The following is a 17,689-nucleotide window of genomic DNA, read 5'->3' as shown; positions in this document are numbered from 1 at the left end:
GCAGCAGCTGACGCCGCCTTGCTCAAAAGGCTTCCGCCGCCAGTTCCATCATCGTGTCGGCGCCGGTTTCGATGCGGGCCTTGCGCAGCGCCGTTTCCGGCATGATGCGCTCCATATAGAACCGCGCCGTGACAAGCTTGTTCTTCAGATAATCCTCGCGCGCGCTGTCGCCAGCCGCAAGGCCTGCCTGCGCCGCCTTGGCCATCTTTGCCCACATATAGCCGAGGACGACGAGGCCGAAGAGATGCATGTAATCAGTCGAGCCGGCGCCGGCATTGTCGGGCTTGGCCATGGCGTTCTGCATGAACCACATGGTCGCGGTCTGGACGTCGTTCAAGCCTTTCTTCAGATGCTTGGTGAAGAAAGCCATCTGCTCGTCATTGCGGTTTTCTTCGCAGAAATCGCCGATCTCCTTGAAGAGAGCCATGACGGCGCGGCCGCCGTTCAGCGCCAGCTTGCGGCCGACGAGATCGAGCGCCTGGATGCCGTTCGCGCCCTCATAGATCATGGTGATGCGGGCATCGCGGACATACTGGCTCATGCCATGCTCTTCGATGTAGCCGTGGCCGCCGAAGACCTGCTGCGCCATGACGGCATGGTCGAAGCCCTTGTCGGTCATGACGCCCTTGAGGATCGGCGTTGCGAGGCCAAGGATATCGTCGGCTGCCTGGCGTTCCTTCTCGTCCGGAGAGCGATGGGCGATATCGGATTTCAGCGCCGTCCAGAGCAGGAAGGCGCGGCCGGCCTCGTTGAAGGCGCGGATGGTCATCAGCGAGCGACGGATATCGGGATGGACGATGATCGGGTCCGCCTTCTTGTCCGGTGCCTTCGGACCGGAGAGCGAGCGGCCCTGTATGCGTTCGCGGGCATAGGCGGCGGCATTCTGATAGGCGATCTCGGCGATGGAGAGACCCTGCAGGCCGACACCGAGACGCGCCTCGTTCATCATCACGAACATGGCGTTGAGGCCCTTGTTCTCGGCGCCGATCAGGAAGCCAGTGGCCTCGTCGTAATTCATGACGCAGGTGGCGTTGCCGTGGATGCCCATCTTATGTTCGATCGCGCCGCAGGAAACCGGGTTGCGCTCGCCGAGCGAACCATCTTCTCTGACGAGGAATTTCGGCACGATGAACAGCGAGATGCCCTTGGTGCCCTCTGGCGCGCCTTCGATGCGGGCGAGGACGAGATGGACGATATTATCCGTCATGTCGTGTTCGCCGGCGGAGATGAAGATCTTCTGGCCTGATATCTTGTAGCTGCCGTCGCCCTGAGGCACTGCCTTGGTGCGCAGCAGGCCGAGATCGGTGCCGCAATGCGGTTCGGTGAGGTTCATGGTGCCGGACCAGGTGCCTTCGACCAATTTCGGCAAGTAGGTCTGCTTCTGCGCATCTGAGCCGTGGACGAGGATCGCAGCGATCGCGCCCTGCGTCAGGCCCGGATACATCATCAGCGACATGTTGGCGGCGGAGGTATATTCGCCGACGGCGCAGTGCAGCACATAGGGCAGCCCCTGCCCGCCGAATTCTTCCGGTACGGCCAGACCCAGCCAGCCGCCCTCGCGATAGGCGCGATAGGCTTCCTTGAAGCCCTTCGGCGTCGAGACCGTGCCATCGTCATGACGCACGCAGCCTTCCTGATCGCCGGAATAGTTGAGCGGGAAAAGCACCTCTTCCGACAACTTGGCCGCCTCGCCGACAATCGCCTCGATCATGTCGGGCGTAGCATCGGCATAGCCCGGAAGATTGTTATAGCGCTCCAGCCCGAGCACATCGTTCAGGACGAAGAGCGTATCGTTCACCGGGGCCTTGTAGACTGGCATTTCTCGAATTCCTCCAATTCGCCGCCGGACTTCAGATTCCAGCCACTGCACTATCCTTACAAAATATTGACGTTTGCGTAAACGTCAAATTTTGGACACGCGTTGAAATTTTGATGAGGATGATCGACGGGAGGACGAACGTCCACGCAATGCGGCCCCTCTCCAGCGCCTGAAAGATCCCGCCTGCTCGCAAGAATATCAGGGCGTGAGACAGCAGAACCGAAATAAAAGGTTAAGACTTCAGGCAAACTTAACGAGTTGTTTACCACGTTTCGTAAATTGTATGAGTTGAGCAGCAGTGCTTCGCGTCTATTCAACTTATCCTTCGATAGGCGCGCCGTTTTGCAGCTCGGTTTGAGGAAAGCCAATACATTTATCCCTTTCCAAATGGCGGGATGCGGGCGGTGCGGCAAAGCCACGACGTCTTCTTTCCGTCAGTATGTTGGCCCCGGGTGGTCCATAGTTCGAAGCGAGCAAAGATATGAGCGGATCGCGATCAAATCCTAACGGCACGGGCGACTGGGCATCGCTGGATGCTCTGAGCCGCACGATCGAAGGACTGGAAGCGCGCATCGAGGGGCTGATGGGCACGGCCGCCTCGCGCGATACGCGCCAGCGTGCCGTCGCCGGCTATGCACCCGCCCCGGAACGTGCCACCGCAGCCGAACGGATGCCGCAGCGCACCGAGCGCGAGCAGTTCGCCAGCCGGTCATATGAACGCCCATTGCGCAACGAAAGCGATCTTCGTGCCGATCCGCTCGCCGAAATCCGTCAGCGTCAGCGCGCGCTCGAAGCAAGCCGCGAGCGGCAGGTTCGCCGCGAAGATACGGCGCATGCCGAGCCGCAGCCGGCCCGGCGGCCGCTCGATGCTTATGCTCAACGCCAGCCGATGCGCCCTTCCGCTGAAAACTCGGTCGACATCGCGCAGGCGCTCGTCAATCTTCGTCAGGATCTGAAGCGCGACATCGCCGACAGCGTGAGCCGCGAGATCAACGCTTTGCGGGCCGAAATCCGCGATATCCGCGAGAATGCCGAGGACAAGCATTTCGTCGCCGATGTCCGCGAGGACATGGCTCGGCTCGCCAACAGCATCAATCAGCTCGCCGGCCAGCCGGAGACGGCCGGCCTGAAAGCCGAATTCGATGAGCTGCGCTCGCTGATGGACGGCCTTGCCCGCGAAGAATCGCTGCATCACGTCGAACGCCAGATCAAGGCGATCGATACGACGGGGCTGCAGGACGAGCTTGTTTCACTTGCCTATCGCCTTGACGACATCAAGCAGCATCTCGGCGGCATGAACCACAGCCCGGCCGTGCAGGCGCTGGAAAACAAGCTGTTGACGATCGCGACCGCGATGGAAAGCCTCGGCTCCATGATGCAGCCACAGGATCAGGCGATGCAGCGGTTGGAAGGCCGCTTGAGCGGCCTTGCCGATCAAATCGACCTGATGGGCCGCGATGCGGCGCGACGCCAGCCTGCGGACGACCTTTCCGGCCGTCTCGAAGCGCTCGCCATGCGCATCGACGAGCTGGGCAGCGCCAAGGCGGTTGCCCGTCTCGAGGAACGGCTGGACCAGCTTTCGCATCTGATGGAGCGTTCGCAGAAGGCCGCACCGCAGCCCGAACTCGTCACCTATCTCGCCGATATCTCCCACAAGATCGATGCGCTGGAACACGGATCCATCGGCAACGTACTGGCCGACCGGCTGGATTATCTCGCTCGCCGCATCGACGAGATCGATTTCCATCCGTCCGCGCCGGCCGCAAGCCTCGACGACAGCATGGCGCGTCGCCTGGAGGGCCGCCTCTCCGACATCGCAGCCCGGCTGGAAGCGAGCACTGCCGCCCCGCCGACGGATACGCAGGCGCTGCGCAGTCTCGAAGAGCAGATCGCCCATCTCTCGACATTGCTGACGAACGAGCCAAGGGCCGTCGCCGATCACATGCCCGCCGACTTCGACCGCCGGATGAACGCGATCGAAGATTATATGGCGACCAATGACGAATATATCATCGAGGCTGCGCGCCATGCGGCGGAAGCCGTCGTCGAGGCCTATTCGCGCGAAGGCATGACGGGCAACGGCGCACAGGCCGCCGATATGTCCGCGCTGGCGGCACTTGCGGAGGACCTTCGCCATCTCGAGGATATCAGCCGCGCCAGCGACGAACGCACGCATCGCACCTTCGAGGCGCTGCACGATACACTGCTGCAGATCGCCGACCGGCTCGACCACATGGAACATCGCAGGCCGGCGCCTCCGATGCCGGCTGCGACATTCGAAAGCGACGTCTTCGCCCACCAAGAAGATGCGCCAGCCATAAAGCCGCCGATGGCCGCGCAGCAGCAGAAGGCCGGGCCGATCATCCGCACGGTCGCATCTGCCGAACCGGCCATCTCCTCCGAAGCCGCCGTTGCACAGGCGATCGACGCCAATACAAAGGCTGAGATCAAGGCTGCCGCCAAGAGCGGAAAGGCCAGCCTCTTCGCCAGCCTCGGCAAGCGCCTCTTCACGCCGGAAAAGGCCGAGCCGATCTTCCCGCCGGACCGCCCCGTGATCGAACAGGCGCCGTCGATCGATCCGGCCGACCTGATGCCCGGCGAAGAAGCCAACGAATTGCTGGAGCCAGGCTCCGGCGCTCCCGACATCAAGAAGATCCTCGAGCGGGTACGCGCCAGCCAGAATGCGTCGCGCAACGGAAATGCGCGTCAACCGACGGAAAACGAACGGGCCGATTATATCGCGGCAGCCCGGCGCGCCGCGCAGGCGGCAGCGATGGAAGTCGACCAGACCCAGCGCTCGGCTCCCGCCCCCAAGAAGGACGCGAAAAAAGGCGGGGCATTCTCGCGCTTCCGCCGGCCGATCCTGCTGGCCGTCGGCGCGGCACTTCTCGCCATCATGGCCTTCCCGCTGGTCAACACGCTGACGCGCGGCCACAAGGCGCCTCCGCCTGCCGAAGTCTCGACGATGATCGCGCCGCCGGCCAATGCCGCCGGCAATAACATCGTGGCGGCCGCGAGCCCGACCGCGAACAATCAGCAGCCCTCGGTCAACCAGGCTGCAGCCCCCGCAGCATCGACCGAGGCTGTGGACACGCAGGCCGCAAGCGGCCCCGCCAATCCGGCAACTGCGCCTGCGAGCGACCACCTGACAGCAGCAGCGCCGCTCGACGGCAACCAGGTCGCAAGCGAGACCCTATCTCCTGGCGGCAGTGCAGCGCCCGCACAACAGACGGCTGCCTTCGTCCAGCCGGACAAGGCGGCCGCAGCTCCCGTCGCCATCCCGGCGGCACCCGAGATCACGGTGCCTGACGGCATCCAGCCGCCATCGCTCGTCGCGGCCGCCAAATCAGCCGATCCCGTGGCGCTCTTCGAAATCGGCGCACGCTATACAGACGGCCGCGGCGTTGCGGCCGATATGAAGCAGGCTGCCAGCTGGTATCAGCTTTCGGCCGACAAGGGTTATGCGCCCGCTCAGTACCGCCTTGCCAGCATGTACGAGAAGGGCAATGGCGTCGATCGCGACCTCGTCAAGGCCAAGCAATACTACGAGCAGGCAGCCAATCAGGGCAACGCTAGCGCCATGCATAATCTTGCCGTTCTCTTTGCTTCGGGCACGGCCGGATCTCAGGATTACGATAGCGCGGCAAGCTGGTTTACCCGCGCCGCCAATCTCGGCGTCTCCGACAGCCAGTTCAACCTCGCCATCCTCTATGCACGCGGCAACGGCCTGAAACAGGACCTGCAGGAATCCTACAAGTGGTTCGCGATCGCCGCAAAGAGCGGCGACAAGGACGCCGCCCAGAAGCGCGATGAAGTCGCCAACGCCATGAAGCCGGCCGACCTCGAAAGCGCTCGCGCCAAGGTCGACCTCTGGAAGGTGCAGCCGGCCGATGCCAAGGCCAACGGCACCGACATTCCCGACGAATGGACGACCGGCAAGGGCGTGAACACGGCCTCCATCGATATGAAGAAGGCCATCCGCAACATCCAGGCCATCCTCAACAAGAACGGCTTTGACGCCGGTGCGCCGGATGGCTCCATGGGCGACAAGACCGTGGCCGCCCTGAAAAGCTTCCAGAAATCTGTGGGGCTGCCGGCGGACGGACGGGTGACCGATCAGGTGGTCAAGGAGCTTCTGGCCCGCAACAAGTAGATTTGCGCCTCTCTTCGAAAAACAGCCAATCGATCATGCCGGCGCAATTGCGCCGGCATTTTGTTTGGGCGGTCGGAACGGCCTCATCTCGCACGCGCCGTCCACCCATGCTCTCGGAACAATGTCACAGAAATGCGGAAAAAGCCGCGTTAGACTGTGGCCGGCCATTCGAAAACTGGAACAACACGGCTTTTCCTAAGGCTCTGGCAAGGATTTCAGATTAGAATCCGCCGTTTAAAAGGGGACTATGGTTCAGGCTCGGCCATCGGCCGCCTGCAGGTGGGAACAACGCGTGACGATCTATCTGCCGATCGCAGAACTGTCGGTGAATATCCTCATTATTCTCGGCATGGGCGCCGCCGTCGGGTTTCTTTCCGGCATGTTCGGCGTCGGCGGCGGCTTCCTCATCACGCCTCTCCTGATCTTCTACAACATCCCGCCCGTTGTCGCGGTCGCCACCGGCTCCAACCAGGTCGTCGCCTCCTCGGTATCGGGCGCGCTCACGCATTTCCGCCGCGGTTCGCTCGATCTGAAACTGGGCGCGATCCTGCTTGCCGGCGGTCTGGCGGGCGCGACATTCGGCCTTTGGCTATTCGTCCTGCTGCGCCGGCTCGGTCAGATCGACCTGATCATCTCCCTCATCTACGTGGTGCTGCTCGGCACCGTGGGAACGCTGATGCTATGGGAGAGCGTGCGGGCGATGCGCCGGGCCGCCGGCAAACTGCCGCCGTCGACCGGCAAGCCGCGCCATCACAACTGGGTGCAGCGGCTGCCGTTGAAGCTGCGGTTCAAGAAATCCAAGCTCTATCTCAGCGCCATCCCGGTGATCGGCCTCGGCTTCTTCATCGGCATGCTGACGCCGATGGGCATCGGCGGCGGCTTCATCCTGGTGCCCGCCATGATCTATCTGCTGCGGGTGCCGACCAATGTCGTCGTCGGCACCTCGCTGTTCCAGGTCATCTTCGTGACCGCCTTCACGACAATCGTGCAGGCGGCCACCAATTATTCCGTCGATGTCATCCTGGCCTTCCTGCTGATGGTGGCGGGCGTGATCGGCGCGCAATACGGCGTGCGCGTCGGCCAGAGGCTGCGCGGTGAGCAATTGCGCGCCCTGCTCGGCCTGCTCGTCCTTGCCGTTGGCCTTCGCCTGGCAATCGCCCTGGTGGTCACGCCGGCCGACGTCTATTCGGTCGTCATGGAAAGCGTGAGCCGATGAGAGGTTTCGGGCTGCCAGAGCATTTCCCCGCAATTCCCGCAAAACGACTGCGCACGTTCGCGGGAATTGCCCTGGTCGCCGCACCATTGCTGCTTGCGCCGCTTGCCGGACAGGCGCAGGTGATGCTCGATCAGCCGACCACCTCGACCACGGCGCGAGAGACGATGGAAATCGGCACCTCGACGAGCGAGATTGCCATTACCTCCGACTTCACCGGCGCCGATCTGACGATTTTCGGCGCCTTGTCCAATACCGACCAGCTGCTTCTGGCGATCGGTCAATATGACATCGTCGTCGTGCTGGAGGGTCCGCGCGAAAACGCCACAGTGCGACGGAAGGAACGGGTCTTCGGCATCTGGGTCAATACCCGCTCGATGACGTTCGAGCATGTGCCGGAAGCCTATTCGCTGTCGAGCACGCGCGCCGTCGACAATATCACCACACCGCTCGAACTCAGCGATCGCGGCATTGGCGTCGAGCATATTCCGCTGACGCCGCTCGGTTTCGTCGGCAATGTCGGGGATGTTCCGGAATTCCGCAACGCCTTTCGGCGGCTGCAGAAGACAGGCGGCCTCTATGAAAGCGATCCGGCCGGCGTGCGCTTCGTCAGCTCCTCGCTGTTCAAGGCGACGCTCAGAATTCCCGCCGACGTGCCGAATGGCGTACATACGGTGCGGGCCTATCTCTTCAAGAGCGGCAAGTTCCTGAGCGAGAAATCCTTGCCGCTGCGCGTCATCAAGACAGGCATCGAACAGACCATAACCGATGCCGCGCACCAGCAGCCGATTGCCTATGGCGTCTTCTCCGTATTGCTGGCGCTCGTCACCGGATGGAGTGCGAGCTTCATGTTCCGGAAAAACTGATCAGCCGCTTTTCCGGCGATTGACGACTTCGAGATAGGCTTCCGTCAATCGACCAAGCACCGAGGGCGTGTCCGGCGGCAGCGCCTTGCCGAGATGCTTGGCGCGCAACTCATCCATGAAATCATCCCAAAGCTTCTGACCGCCATCTTCCAGAAGCTCCGCCCGGATCGACAGCTCTTCCGATACCGGAAGATACTTGCGGCCCCAGGCGCCCATATGGGCGAAGAGCGGCACGAGGTCGATCGCCATTTCCGTAAGGCTGTAGACGGCCTTCTGCTTGTGGGTCGGATCATCCTCGCGCGTCAGCAGACCACGCTCGACCAGCCGCTTCAGGCGATCGGCGAGAATATTGGAGGCAATCCCCTCCTGCGACTTCTGCAGCAACTCGCGAAAATGCCGGCGATTGCCGAACATGATGTCCCTGATGACGATAAGGCTCCAGCGGTCGCCGAGAATTTCCAGCGTCAGATTGATCGGGCAGCCGGAACGATGCAGCGCGTCCATAATGATCTCCAAAAAACCACTTGCATTTTGCCATCAGTCTGACTAGCTTGCAACTACTTGCTTTTAGCAACCAGTTTTGATTATGATGCAGTTGTCACATTGGAGGAAATGATGAGAAAGCTTGTTATCTGGAATCTTATGACGCTCGACGGCTATTTCGAAGGAACCAAGCCCTGGGATCTCGATTTTCATATGCTCGCCTGGGGCGACGAGCTGGAGAATTATGCGAAAGATCTCGGCAAGGAAGGCGATCTGCTGATCTTCGGCCGCAAGACCTATGAAGGCATGGCCGCCTATTGGTCGACCGCGACGGAAACGCCCGACATTGCCGCCTATATGAACGGAATCGCCAAGATCGCCGCCTCGCGGACGCTCGACAAGGCGGAGTGGAACAATACCCGCGTCGTCAACGATATTGTCGCTGAAGTGAAAAAGCTGAAGGAAGAACCCGGTAAGACCATGTTCGTCTTCGGCAGCGCCGAGGTAACAGATGCGCTGCTCAAAGCGGGGCTGGTGGATGAGCTTAGGATCTGCCTCGTTCCTGTCGTGCTGGGCTCCGGCAATCCGCATTTCAAACCGGCATCCGAACAGCTGCCGATGAAGCTCATCGACTCCACGCCTCTCAAGACCGGAGCTGTCATCCTGCGTTACGAGCCGTTGAAGTAACTTAGGCTGAGAGATTGCCGAACCGCACCGAGTAAATGCGGTCACGGCCGAGCAGGTGCGCAATCAGGCTCTCCCGCTCGAAGAGGCCGGCCATCGCCTTGTGGCGAAGATCGAGGCCACCGGTCATCACGCCGAAGGCGGGCATCAGCAGACGGGCGCCATCCGTTGCAAAGCACGGACGGCGCACCGATTTCTCGCGGCGCCGAACGGTGGCCGAGGGATGCAGATGGCCGGCAATTTCGCCGGCCTGCAAACCCGCCTTCGGCTCATGGCGGAACGTCAAACCAGCGTAATGCATCTCATCGACCGAGTGCCCCGGCAGATCGACCGTACCGTCCGGATCATGATTGCCGTTGATCCAGATCCATTCGCGGCCGCGGGCCATGTTAACGATCAGGCTGCGAAACGCTTCCGGCAGATGCTGTGAGCCGACCCGATCGTGGAAATTATCACCAAGCGACACCACGAGTTTCGGATCGTAGCGTGCGATGACAGCGGAAAGAACGGTCAGTGTCGCCAGCGTATCGTAAGGTGGCAGCAGCATGCCGCGACGGGCGAAGGCCGCTCCCTTTTCCAGATGCAGATCGGAGACGACGAGAATGCCGGCATCCGGCAGATAAAGCGCACCCATCGGATCGCAGACGGCGGCGACACCTTGAACGACGGTCTCGACGCCCGACGCGCTGGCTGCGCCGTTGCCTTGAGCATTCATATCTCGCGCTAGCGCTAGGCGGTTCATCACTTTTAACAATCTACCTTCGTCGTCTGCCTTGCGGCATCCCTATTCCATCGCCTCGCGGATCAGATCGTCGGCCGCTTCCGCAAGCAGGGAATCGTGAGCCTCGCCCGGCACCGGCACCTTGCCGATTTCCAGCATCACCGGCACGGCGAGCGGTGAAATATGGTCCAGCGCGCGATGGGTGATATGGCCCTTGATTCGCTTCAGCATATCCGCAAGTCGGCCAATATCCAAAAGCCCCGTCGCAGCGTCCTGTCTCGTCGCCTGCAGCAGGATATGGTCGGGCTCGTGACTGCGCAGCACGTCATAGATCAGATCGGCCGAGACGGTCACCTGCCGGCCGGTCTTTTCCTTGCCCGGATGCCGGCGCTCGATCAAACCGGCAATCACGGCGCAATTGCGGAAGGTGCGTTTCAAGAGGAAGGATTCGTCGAGCCAGGCCTCGAGATCGTCGCCGAGCATGTCCTCGTCGAAGAGATCGGAGAGGCTGAGGCGCCTGTTGGCGATCATCAGCCCCATATCTTCCAGACCCCAGATGCCGAGCGAATAATCGGTGGCGACGAAGCCCATCGGCTTGGCGCCCGCTCGCTCGAGCCTTCGGGTCAGCAGCATGCCGAGCGTCTGGTGCGCCAGCCTTCCCTCGAAAGGATAGGCGACCATGTAAGCACGGCTGCCGCGCGGGAAAGTCTCGATCAGAAACTCGTCGCGCTTCGGCAACAGCGACTTTTCGTTCTGAATTTCCAGCCAGTCGCGCACCTGATCCGGCAGACGGTGGCGCCGGTCGGGATCGGCAATCATCGCCCGCACCTGATCGGCGAGGTATGTGGAAAGCGGAAACTTGCCGCCGGCATAGGAGGGAATTTTCGGATCCAGCGAGAAAGCCTGCGAGGCCAGGCATTCGCTCTCGCGGATGCCTTCGAAGCGCAGAACCTTGCCGGAAAACAGGAAAGTATCGCCGGGCGAGAGCTGTTCGACGAAATATTCCTCGACCTTGCCAAGCGGAGCGCCGCCTCTTCCAAGCGAGCCCAGCGCGTTGCGTTTCACCAGGCGGATATTCAGCATCGCCTCTTCGACGATCGTGCCGAGATTCAGCCGGTACTGCTGGGCGACCTGCGGATTGGAGACGCGCCAGCGCCCATCCGCCGTCTTGCGGATGCGGGCATAGCGCTCGTAGGTTCGGAGCGCATAGCCGCCGGTGGCGACGAAATCGACGATGCGCTCGAAGGTCTCCCAGGAAAGCTCGGCATAGGGCGCCGCGCTCTGTACCTCATCGTAAAGCTCCAGCATGTCGAAGGGCTCGGCGCAGGCCATACCGAGCACATGCTGGGCAAGAACGTCGAGCGCACCGGCACCGATCGGCGGCGTATCCTGCGCGCCGGTATAATTGGCATCGAGCGCTCCCTGGCATTCCATGACCTCGAAGCGATTGGCCGGCACGAGGATTGCCTTCGAGGGTTCATCCATGCGGTGGTTGGCGCGGCCGATGCGCTGGGCAAGGCGGCTTGCGCCCTTGGGCGCGCCGACATGGATGACGAGATCGACATCGCCCCAATCTATGCCGAGATCGAGTGTGGAGGTGGCGACGACGGCGCGCAGCCGGTTCTCCGCCATAGCTGCCTCCACCTTGCGGCGCTGGGCGACATCGAGCGAGCCGTGATGCAAGGCGATCGGCAGATTGTCGTCATTGGCCGACCACAGCTCCTGAAACAGCATTTCGGCCTGCGAGCGCGTGTTGACGAAGAGCAGCGTCGTGCGATGCGCCTTCAGCTCGCGATAGATATCGGGGATGGCATATTTGGCGGAGTGGCCAGACCAGGGGATGCGCTCTTCGGTCGCAAGGATCGAGATATCGGGCTTGGCGCCACCCTCGACAATGACGAGGCCGGCGTGGCGCTCTTCCCGCGGCTCTTGCGCCACCAGCCATTTCTGCAGGTCCATGGGATCGGCAACGGTCGCCGAAAGGCCGATGGTTTGCACATGCGGCGCCAGCTTGCGGATGCGGGCAAGGCCGAGGGACAGCATATGACCGCGCTTGGAGGTGACGAGCGAATGCAGCTCATCGAAGATGATGTATTTCAAATCCTTGAAGAAGCGCTCGGCTTCGCGATTGGCGAGCAGCAGCGCGACCTGCTCCGGGGTCGTCAGCAGGATATCCGGTGGATTGAGCTTCTGCCGCTGGCGCTTGCCGCTTGGCGTATCGCCCGTGCGGTTCTCGACCGTGACAGGCAGCCCCATTTCGGAAACGGGCTTCATCAGGTTGCGCTCGATATCGACCGCAAGCGCCTTCAGCGGCGAAATGTAGAGCGTATGAATGCCGGTGAAGGCCGAACCGGGCGGGATCTTGCCGCGCCGGGTGATATCCGTCAGCGACGGCAGGAAGCCGGCGAGCGTCTTGCCGGCGCCGGTGGGCGCAATCAGCAACGTGCTTTCACCCGCTTCGGCGCGGGCCAGCAATTCCAACTGATGCGCACGCGGCTGCCAGCCCTTTTCCGCAAACCAGCGGGTGAAGGGGGCAGGCAGGGCAACAGGGGGCTTCGGCTCGATCTGGTCCACGGGGTTCAATGTAATGAATATGCGGCGGATGAGAAGCCGGGGAGGATGGTGAAGCACAAGGATGGGCCGCACGTTCTTTTACCAAGGCCGCCTTAGGCCCATTGATTTCCCCACACGCCGTCATCCTCGGGCTTGACCCGAGGATCCAGACACAAGCACTTCCGATTGGTGCCTAAATCTCTCAAAGGCAATGATCGATATCCCCTCGTCGGCCACAGCCCATGATTACTAGGCTTGGGCGTAGATCCTCGGGTCAAGCCCGAGGATGACGGTGCCTTTTTGTAGGCAACATTCATAAACACGCATTTCGCGCTCATTCGCCCAGTAACAACTCTGTCGCATTCCCTACTTGACTCCCATCATAATCGTAGATAAAAAATATCCATGATTTGAAAGGCACGAAAATGAAGCTCGGGGACGGCGTCGAACAATCGATCCATTGCGTTGCCATGCTGGCGGGATTGTCCGATGGCGGTGTGCTTTCGGCTGCGGCGCTTGCCGAATTTCATGGCGTTTCGGTCAGCTATCTTCTGAAGCATCTGCAGGCGCTTTCGGGCGCCGGCATTCTCGATACCGTGCCGGGGCCGAAGGGTGGCTATCGGCTGGCGCGCAAGCCGGAGGAGATCACCCTTCTCGATATCGTGCTGGCGGCAGAAGGCCCCGCACCAGCCTTCCGCTGCGCGGAAATCCGCCAGCGCGGCCCGAACCCGCTGGAAGGGCGCTACTTCGCCAAGCCCTGCGGCATCAACGCCGCCATGCTGGCGGCCGAGCGCGTCTATAGGGCCGAGCTGGCCAAAACGAGCATCGCCGACGTGCTGATCGACCTCAGGCAGACGGACACGGATGGCGGCATCGCTGCGAGAGGCTGCGCCTTTCTCGAGCTGCATGAACGCAGGACCAAAAACTGAACCTCAAATTCAAACCCAAGGAGAAGACCCATGCATCCGCGTTTCAACTTCGCCAAAGCCTCTCCCGATTCCTACAAGGCTGTCGTCGCGCTGGAAAACTTCGTCCAGAGCAGCGGCCTCGAGCGCCGCTTCATCCACCTGATCAAGCTCCGCGCCTCGCAGATCAACGGCTGCGCCTATTGCGTCGACATGCACTCGAAGGAAGCCCGCCACGATGGCCTGAGCGAACAGTGGATCAACCTGATGTGCGTCTGGTGGGAATCGCCTGTTTATGACGACAGCGAGCGTGCCCTGCTCCGCTGGGTTGATTCCGTCACCAAGATCGCCCAGACCGGCATTCCGGATGCCGATTTCGAACCGCTGAAGCAGCATTTCAGCGAAGAAGAGATCGTCAAGATCACGGTGGCGATCGGCACGATCAATATCTGGAACCGCCTCGCCGTCGGCTTCCGCTCGCAGCATCCGGTGGATGCGGCAAGCAAGGCTGCTTAAGTCTGGTTTTTCTGAGCGTGCTGTCTGCCTGAATGCTCCCCTTGAACTCCGTCATCCTCGGGCTTGACCCGAGGATCCAGGCACAGGCAGGTCGGCTCAAAAACGCCGGGAGCGAGCGCCGGCGGGAGCGCATTCCCTGATGCGACGCACACCAAACCCCTCTCATGTAGTCAGCAGCTTGTGCTTGGATCCTCGGGTCAAGCCCGAGGATGACGATGTATGGGGTTGGCAGTGGGGCCTAAGAGACGCTGCGCGGTGACTGCCATTTGATAACCCCAAAACGAAAAACGCGGAGCCGAAGCCCCGCGTCATTATTGGTTGTCCCATGCTTGGCAAGCCAAGCATGAAACCTATCAGGCAGCGACCGAGCCGAAGCCAGCCGTCGGAACTTCCGAGATGGTCTTCAGGACCTGCGAAGCGATCTGGTAGGGGTCGCCTTGCGAGTTCGGGCGACGATCTTCGAGGTAGCCCTTGTAGTCGTTCTTGATGAACGAGTGCGGAACGCGGATCGAGGCGCCACGGTCGGCAACGCCGTAGGAGAACTTGTTCCACGGTGCCGTCTCGTGCTTGCCGGTCAGACGCATGTGGTTGTCCGGGCCGTAGACAGCGATGTGGGCTTCGAGGTTCTTGTCGAACTGAGCCATCAGCGCTTCGAAATAGGCCTTGCCGCCGACTTCGCGCATGAACTTGGTCGAGAAGTTGCAATGCATGCCCGAACCGTTCCAGTCGGTATCGCCGAGCGGCTTGCAGTGGAACTCGATGTCGATGCCATACTTTTCGCACAGACGCAGCAGCAGGTAGCGTGCCATCCAGATCTGGTCGGCTGCCTTCTTGGAGCCCTTACCGAAAATCTGGAATTCCCACTGGCCCTTGGCCACTTCGGCGTTGATGCCTTCGTGGTTGATGCCGGCTTCGAGGCAGAGGTCGAGGTGTTCTTCAACGATTTCGCGGGCGACATCGCCGACGTTCTTGTAGCCGACGCCGGTGTAGTAGGGACCCTGCGGAGCCGGGTAGCCGGATTCCGGGAAGCCGAGCGGACGGCCGTCCTTGTAGAAGAAGTATTCCTGCTCGAAACCGAACCATGCGTCTTCATCGTCGAGGATGGTCGCGCGGCTGTTGGACTCGTGCGGTGTGACGCCATCGGGCATCATGACTTCGCACATGACGAGAGCGCCGTTCGTGCGGGCCGGGTCCGGATAGATAGCGACGGGCTTCAGCACGCAGTCAGAGCTGCGGCCTTCGGCCTGCATCGTCGACGAACCATCGAAGCCCCAAAGCGGAAGCTGCTCGAGCGTCGGAAATGCGTCGAATTCCTTGATCTGCGTTTTACCGCGCAGGTTCGGTACCGGGGTGTACCCGTCGAGCCAGATGTACTCGAGCTTATATTTCGTCATTACGCACCTCATAACAGTTAATCAGGCGAAGTAGGAAAAACTTGGCCCGGCGCGCCCGCCGGAAAATTCCTCACTACGAACGGCTGCCAAGAGAGATGCATGTGCCGTGCCAGATCGCATCGACACCCGGCTCGTCAGGCGAGTTTTTTATGATTCAGCCATATTCGGGCAAGATTTCCCGATGCCAAACATCGGATTCTTTTCAAATCACCGCCGTGGCTCCATTCGAGCTGCCAAAATGTCGCAGGCTCGGCCCGCCCCCTAAACGGATTGTAAAATCGGCAGATCAAAGAAACGGCATTCACCGCCTCATCTTCTAATTGCCTATAATTTCATCATTTAGCATTTTTTTTAAGCGGAATGGTGATATTTGCCTTCGGCTTTGCTATATATGAGCTGTCTCTTGAAGCGCGCCCGCTTGAACACCAAAAAGGGAGAGACAACGAATGGCAATCGGTACTCGGCACGAAACCGCAAAGATCTATCAGTTTCCCGTCACGGCACGCCCCACGGCGCTCAGCCAGCGTCCGAAGGTGAACCTCACTCCGGATATCGGCCCGTCTATTGCGACGGCCGCATTCGACAGCTGGTATCACGAAGCCGCGATCGTCGAATCCGACGAGACCCGCAAGCAATAGGCTTCAGCTTTACAGCGCTATATAGCGATCCGAGCGATGATTGATCGCGACGAAGAGGTTGAGCGCGATTGCGCCGATCACCGAGCAGATGACCACAAAGGGCGTGGTCACCGCAAAAGCGACTGCGAGCACGCATAGGTCGATCGCAAGCTGCACCAGCCCTGCCCTGATGCCGAAATGTTCCTGCAGGTAAATCCCCAGAATGCCGACGCCGCCGAGGCTTGCCCGATGGCGATAGAGCGCGAGCAGCCCGAAGCCGAGCAGAATGCCGCCGAGCACCGCCGACCAGAGCGCGTTGATATGCGCGACATCGAAAAGCAGCGGCTGCAGGTTGGTCAGCAGCGAGGTCAGCGCGATGGCGATGAAGGTCTTGACGGTGAAGACCGGGCCGAGCTGCTTCAGAGACAGATAGAAGAACGGCAGATTGACCACAAAGAAGGCCAGGCCGAAATTCACGCCGATCGCGTAATGCAGCAGGAAAGCGATGCCGGCGGTGCTGCCGGTCAGAAGGCCGGCGCTTGAAAGGCAGAACAGCCCGAGCGAGGAAATCAGGCTGCCGGAGATGATGCCCTGAACATCCTCGATCCACGAATGCCGGGTCGCGGACGTATTCCAGATACCAAATGCGCTCTTTGCGTTTGCCATGTGATTTCCCCTGGGTTTCAAGGCTTTTTTGCTGAAATCTCAGGCGACAATCAAGCGAAAATACGTAAGCAATGCTGACCTATTTCAAATTCGCAAGATTCGAAATCATCAGGCCGATTTCCGAGTAATGAACAGAATGCCGTGGACCGGTTTTCCGCCATCCATGCGAATGACGCTGCGGACGAGATCCAGCACCGTAAAGCCGTGAGCGGCCAAAATCTGCCTGACATAGGCTTCCGAATGGGCAAACCGCAGGGAATCGCGCAGCACATAGCCGTCCGGCTGCTCCGCATCCTCGACCGAAAAGGCGAAGACGGCGCCATCGGCCGCGAGCCTGCGGACGATCGCCATCACGCCTTGCAGATTGCCGAGATACATCAGCACATCGGCAGCGGTGATCAGATCGGCGCGGCCGGCTTCAAACTCGGCATCGAAAACGCCTGACAGATCCGGCTCCAGCGACAGATCGGCCTGGCCAAGATGATTGTAGACATGCTTTTCCGCTGCTTTGGCGAGCATGCCGTTCGACAGATCGTAGCCTTCCAGCCGATCGACGCGGGCGCGGATTTCCGGCCCGAGCAGGCCCGTGCCGCAGCCGAGATCGACGGCGAGACGGAAATGTTTCGAGATATCGGCCGTTCCGGCAATCAACGCCGCCAGCTTGCCGGGCACGCTATAGCCGAGCTTCTCGACCAGCGAGGTTTCGAAGCGATCGGCATAGTCATCAAATAATCGTTCGACATAGAGGCTCGGCGGCCGGTCCGGCACATCGGCGCCGCCGAGAACCGCAAGCTTGAGGCGGGCGCCGAAGACGTCGCCCTCATCAAGCACCAGCACTTCGTTCAGCGCCGCGATGGCACCGGATGCATCGCCGGTCTTCTCACGATAGGTCGCGAGCGTGAACCAGCCCGCCGCCCAGCGTGGCACCAGCTCCAGCGCCTGCTCCATCAGCTCGGCGGCACTCGCCGGCTCGCCGCTCTCGGCAAGCATCTTCGCATAGTCGGCACGGCGGTCGGCAATGACATCGCCGGAGGAAAGCTGGCTCGGCAGCATCGGTTTCATCCTGTTAGACGCTCGCCTTTGAACGCGGCCACAAAAA

At 61.0% G+C, this 17,689-nt stretch carries 15 protein-coding genes; 7 read left to right on the top strand and 8 right to left on the bottom strand.

All coding sequences use genetic code 11. The features are described 5' to 3' along the window. Positions 1–22: 22 nt before the first annotated feature. Both DQ393_RS21730 and DQ393_RS33690 read right to left on the bottom strand, forming a co-directional pair. Complete coding sequence (locus DQ393_RS21730; protein ID WP_112343770.1) at positions 23–1,819, bottom strand: acyl-CoA dehydrogenase C-terminal domain-containing protein; 1,797 nt, start codon at positions 1,817–1,819, stop codon at positions 23–25. A gap of 56 nt (positions 1,820–1,875) precedes the next feature. Beyond that, positions 1,876–2,238, bottom strand: coding sequence for a hypothetical protein (locus DQ393_RS33690; RefSeq protein WP_169644420.1), 363 nt, complete (start codon positions 2,236–2,238; stop codon positions 1,876–1,878). 62 nt (positions 2,239–2,300) lie between these two features. Between DQ393_RS33690 and DQ393_RS21725 the strand changes: the two genes are divergently transcribed. The 3 genes from DQ393_RS21725 to DQ393_RS21715 all read left to right on the top strand — a co-directional run bounded on the left by DQ393_RS21725 (position 2,301) and on the right by DQ393_RS21715 (position 8,051). Then, the gene (locus tag DQ393_RS21725) at positions 2,301–5,972 is read left to right on the top strand and encodes a peptidoglycan-binding protein (protein ID WP_112343769.1); all 3,672 of its coding nucleotides are present in this window, start codon (positions 2,301–2,303) and stop codon (positions 5,970–5,972) included. 292 nt (positions 5,973–6,264) lie between these two features. Then, on the top strand, positions 6,265–7,188 hold the full coding sequence (locus DQ393_RS21720) for a sulfite exporter TauE/SafE family protein (protein WP_112343768.1): 924 nt from the start codon (positions 6,265–6,267) through the stop codon (positions 7,186–7,188). Next, on the top strand, positions 7,185–8,051 hold the full coding sequence (locus DQ393_RS21715; RefSeq protein ID WP_432422011.1) for a TIGR02186 family protein: 867 nt from the start codon (positions 7,185–7,187) through the stop codon (positions 8,049–8,051). The genes DQ393_RS21720 and DQ393_RS21715 overlap by 4 nt, the downstream gene beginning before the upstream one ends. On the opposite strand, the gene DQ393_RS21710 is transcribed toward DQ393_RS21715, so the two are convergent. Then, the gene (locus tag DQ393_RS21710) at positions 8,052–8,555 is read right to left on the bottom strand and encodes a winged helix-turn-helix transcriptional regulator (protein ID WP_112343767.1); all 504 of its coding nucleotides are present in this window, start codon (positions 8,553–8,555) and stop codon (positions 8,052–8,054) included. A gap of 111 nt (positions 8,556–8,666) precedes the next feature. Between DQ393_RS21710 and DQ393_RS21705 the strand changes: the two genes are divergently transcribed. Further along, on the top strand, positions 8,667–9,221 hold the full coding sequence (locus DQ393_RS21705) for a dihydrofolate reductase family protein (protein WP_112343766.1): 555 nt from the start codon (positions 8,667–8,669) through the stop codon (positions 9,219–9,221). 1 nt (position 9,222) lies between these two features. Here the strand turns inward: DQ393_RS21705 and pdeM are convergent, their stop codons facing one another. Continuing rightward, positions 9,223–9,960 carry a ligase-associated DNA damage response endonuclease PdeM gene (pdeM, locus tag DQ393_RS21700; RefSeq protein ID WP_112343765.1) on the bottom strand — a complete coding sequence of 246 codons (738 nt, stop codon included), beginning with the start codon at positions 9,958–9,960 and terminating at the stop codon, positions 9,223–9,225. A gap of 42 nt (positions 9,961–10,002) precedes the next feature. Continuing rightward, on the bottom strand, positions 10,003–12,513 hold the full coding sequence (locus tag DQ393_RS21695) for a ligase-associated DNA damage response DEXH box helicase (protein WP_112343764.1): 2,511 nt from the start codon (positions 12,511–12,513) through the stop codon (positions 10,003–10,005). A gap of 404 nt (positions 12,514–12,917) precedes the next feature. Here DQ393_RS21695 and DQ393_RS21690 point away from each other — a divergent pair, with 404 nt between their 5' ends. Further along, the gene (locus tag DQ393_RS21690; RefSeq protein WP_112343763.1) at positions 12,918–13,421 is read left to right on the top strand and encodes an RrF2 family transcriptional regulator; all 504 of its coding nucleotides are present in this window, start codon (positions 12,918–12,920) and stop codon (positions 13,419–13,421) included. 30 nt (positions 13,422–13,451) lie between these two features. Beyond that, the gene (locus DQ393_RS21685) at positions 13,452–13,913 is read left to right on the top strand and encodes a carboxymuconolactone decarboxylase family protein (RefSeq protein ID WP_112343762.1); all 462 of its coding nucleotides are present in this window, start codon (positions 13,452–13,454) and stop codon (positions 13,911–13,913) included. A 353-nt stretch (positions 13,914–14,266) separates the two neighbouring features. On the opposite strand, the gene DQ393_RS21680 is transcribed toward DQ393_RS21685, so the two are convergent. Further along, positions 14,267–15,307 (bottom strand): glutamine synthetase beta-grasp domain-containing protein, encoded by a 1,041-nt coding sequence (locus DQ393_RS21680; protein ID WP_095433900.1) that lies wholly within the window; start codon positions 15,305–15,307, stop codon positions 14,267–14,269. 446 nt (positions 15,308–15,753) lie between these two features. On the opposite strand from DQ393_RS21680, the gene DQ393_RS21675 reads away from it, so the two are divergent. Continuing rightward, positions 15,754–15,945: a DUF2735 domain-containing protein gene (locus DQ393_RS21675; protein WP_015338743.1), complete on the top strand. Its 192-nt coding sequence runs from the start codon at positions 15,754–15,756 to the stop codon at positions 15,943–15,945. 9 nt (positions 15,946–15,954) lie between these two features. On the opposite strand, the gene DQ393_RS21670 is transcribed toward DQ393_RS21675, so the two are convergent. Continuing rightward, complete coding sequence (locus tag DQ393_RS21670; RefSeq protein WP_112343761.1) at positions 15,955–16,590, bottom strand: YitT family protein; 636 nt, start codon at positions 16,588–16,590, stop codon at positions 15,955–15,957. Positions 16,591–16,698: 108 nt separating this feature from the next. After that, positions 16,699–17,643 (bottom strand): methyltransferase domain-containing protein, encoded by a 945-nt coding sequence (locus DQ393_RS21665; RefSeq protein ID WP_112343760.1) that lies wholly within the window; start codon positions 17,641–17,643, stop codon positions 16,699–16,701. Positions 17,644–17,689: the final 46 nt, after the last annotated feature.

This window comes from Martinezella tropici (assembly GCF_003287875.1).
Classification (GTDB): Bacteria; Pseudomonadota; Alphaproteobacteria; order Rhizobiales; family Rhizobiaceae; genus Rhizobium; species Rhizobium tropici_C.
Note: the sequence above shows the minus strand (reverse complement) of the source record. Positions and strands in the feature narration are given on the sequence as shown.

What these genes read in the sequence shown, in the direction of transcription:
- DQ393_RS21730 (WP_112343770.1), bottom strand. Translation starts at nt 1,819, where the DNA reads ATGCCAGTCTACAAGGCCCCGGTGAACGATACGCTCTTCGTCCTGAAC.
- DQ393_RS21725 (WP_112343769.1), top strand. Translation starts at nt 2,301, where the DNA reads ATGAGCGGATCGCGATCAAATCCTAACGGCACGGGCGACTGGGCATCG.
- DQ393_RS21715 (WP_432422011.1), top strand. Translation starts at nt 7,185, where the DNA reads ATGAGAGGTTTCGGGCTGCCAGAGCATTTCCCCGCAATTCCCGCAAAA.
- DQ393_RS21710 (WP_112343767.1), bottom strand. Translation starts at nt 8,555, where the DNA reads ATGGACGCGCTGCATCGTTCCGGCTGCCCGATCAATCTGACGCTGGAA.
- DQ393_RS21705 (WP_112343766.1), top strand. Translation starts at nt 8,667, where the DNA reads ATGAGAAAGCTTGTTATCTGGAATCTTATGACGCTCGACGGCTATTTC.
- pdeM (WP_112343765.1), bottom strand. Translation starts at nt 9,960, where the DNA reads ATGAACCGCCTAGCGCTAGCGCGAGATATGAATGCTCAAGGCAACGGC.
- DQ393_RS21690 (WP_112343763.1), top strand. Translation starts at nt 12,918, where the DNA reads ATGAAGCTCGGGGACGGCGTCGAACAATCGATCCATTGCGTTGCCATG.
- DQ393_RS21685 (WP_112343762.1), top strand. Translation starts at nt 13,452, where the DNA reads ATGCATCCGCGTTTCAACTTCGCCAAAGCCTCTCCCGATTCCTACAAG.
- DQ393_RS21680 (WP_095433900.1), bottom strand. Translation starts at nt 15,307, where the DNA reads ATGACGAAATATAAGCTCGAGTACATCTGGCTCGACGGGTACACCCCG.
- DQ393_RS21675 (WP_015338743.1), top strand. Translation starts at nt 15,754, where the DNA reads ATGGCAATCGGTACTCGGCACGAAACCGCAAAGATCTATCAGTTTCCC.
- DQ393_RS21670 (WP_112343761.1), bottom strand. Translation starts at nt 16,590, where the DNA reads ATGGCAAACGCAAAGAGCGCATTTGGTATCTGGAATACGTCCGCGACC.
- DQ393_RS21665 (WP_112343760.1), bottom strand. Translation starts at nt 17,643, where the DNA reads ATGCTGCCGAGCCAGCTTTCCTCCGGCGATGTCATTGCCGACCGCCGT.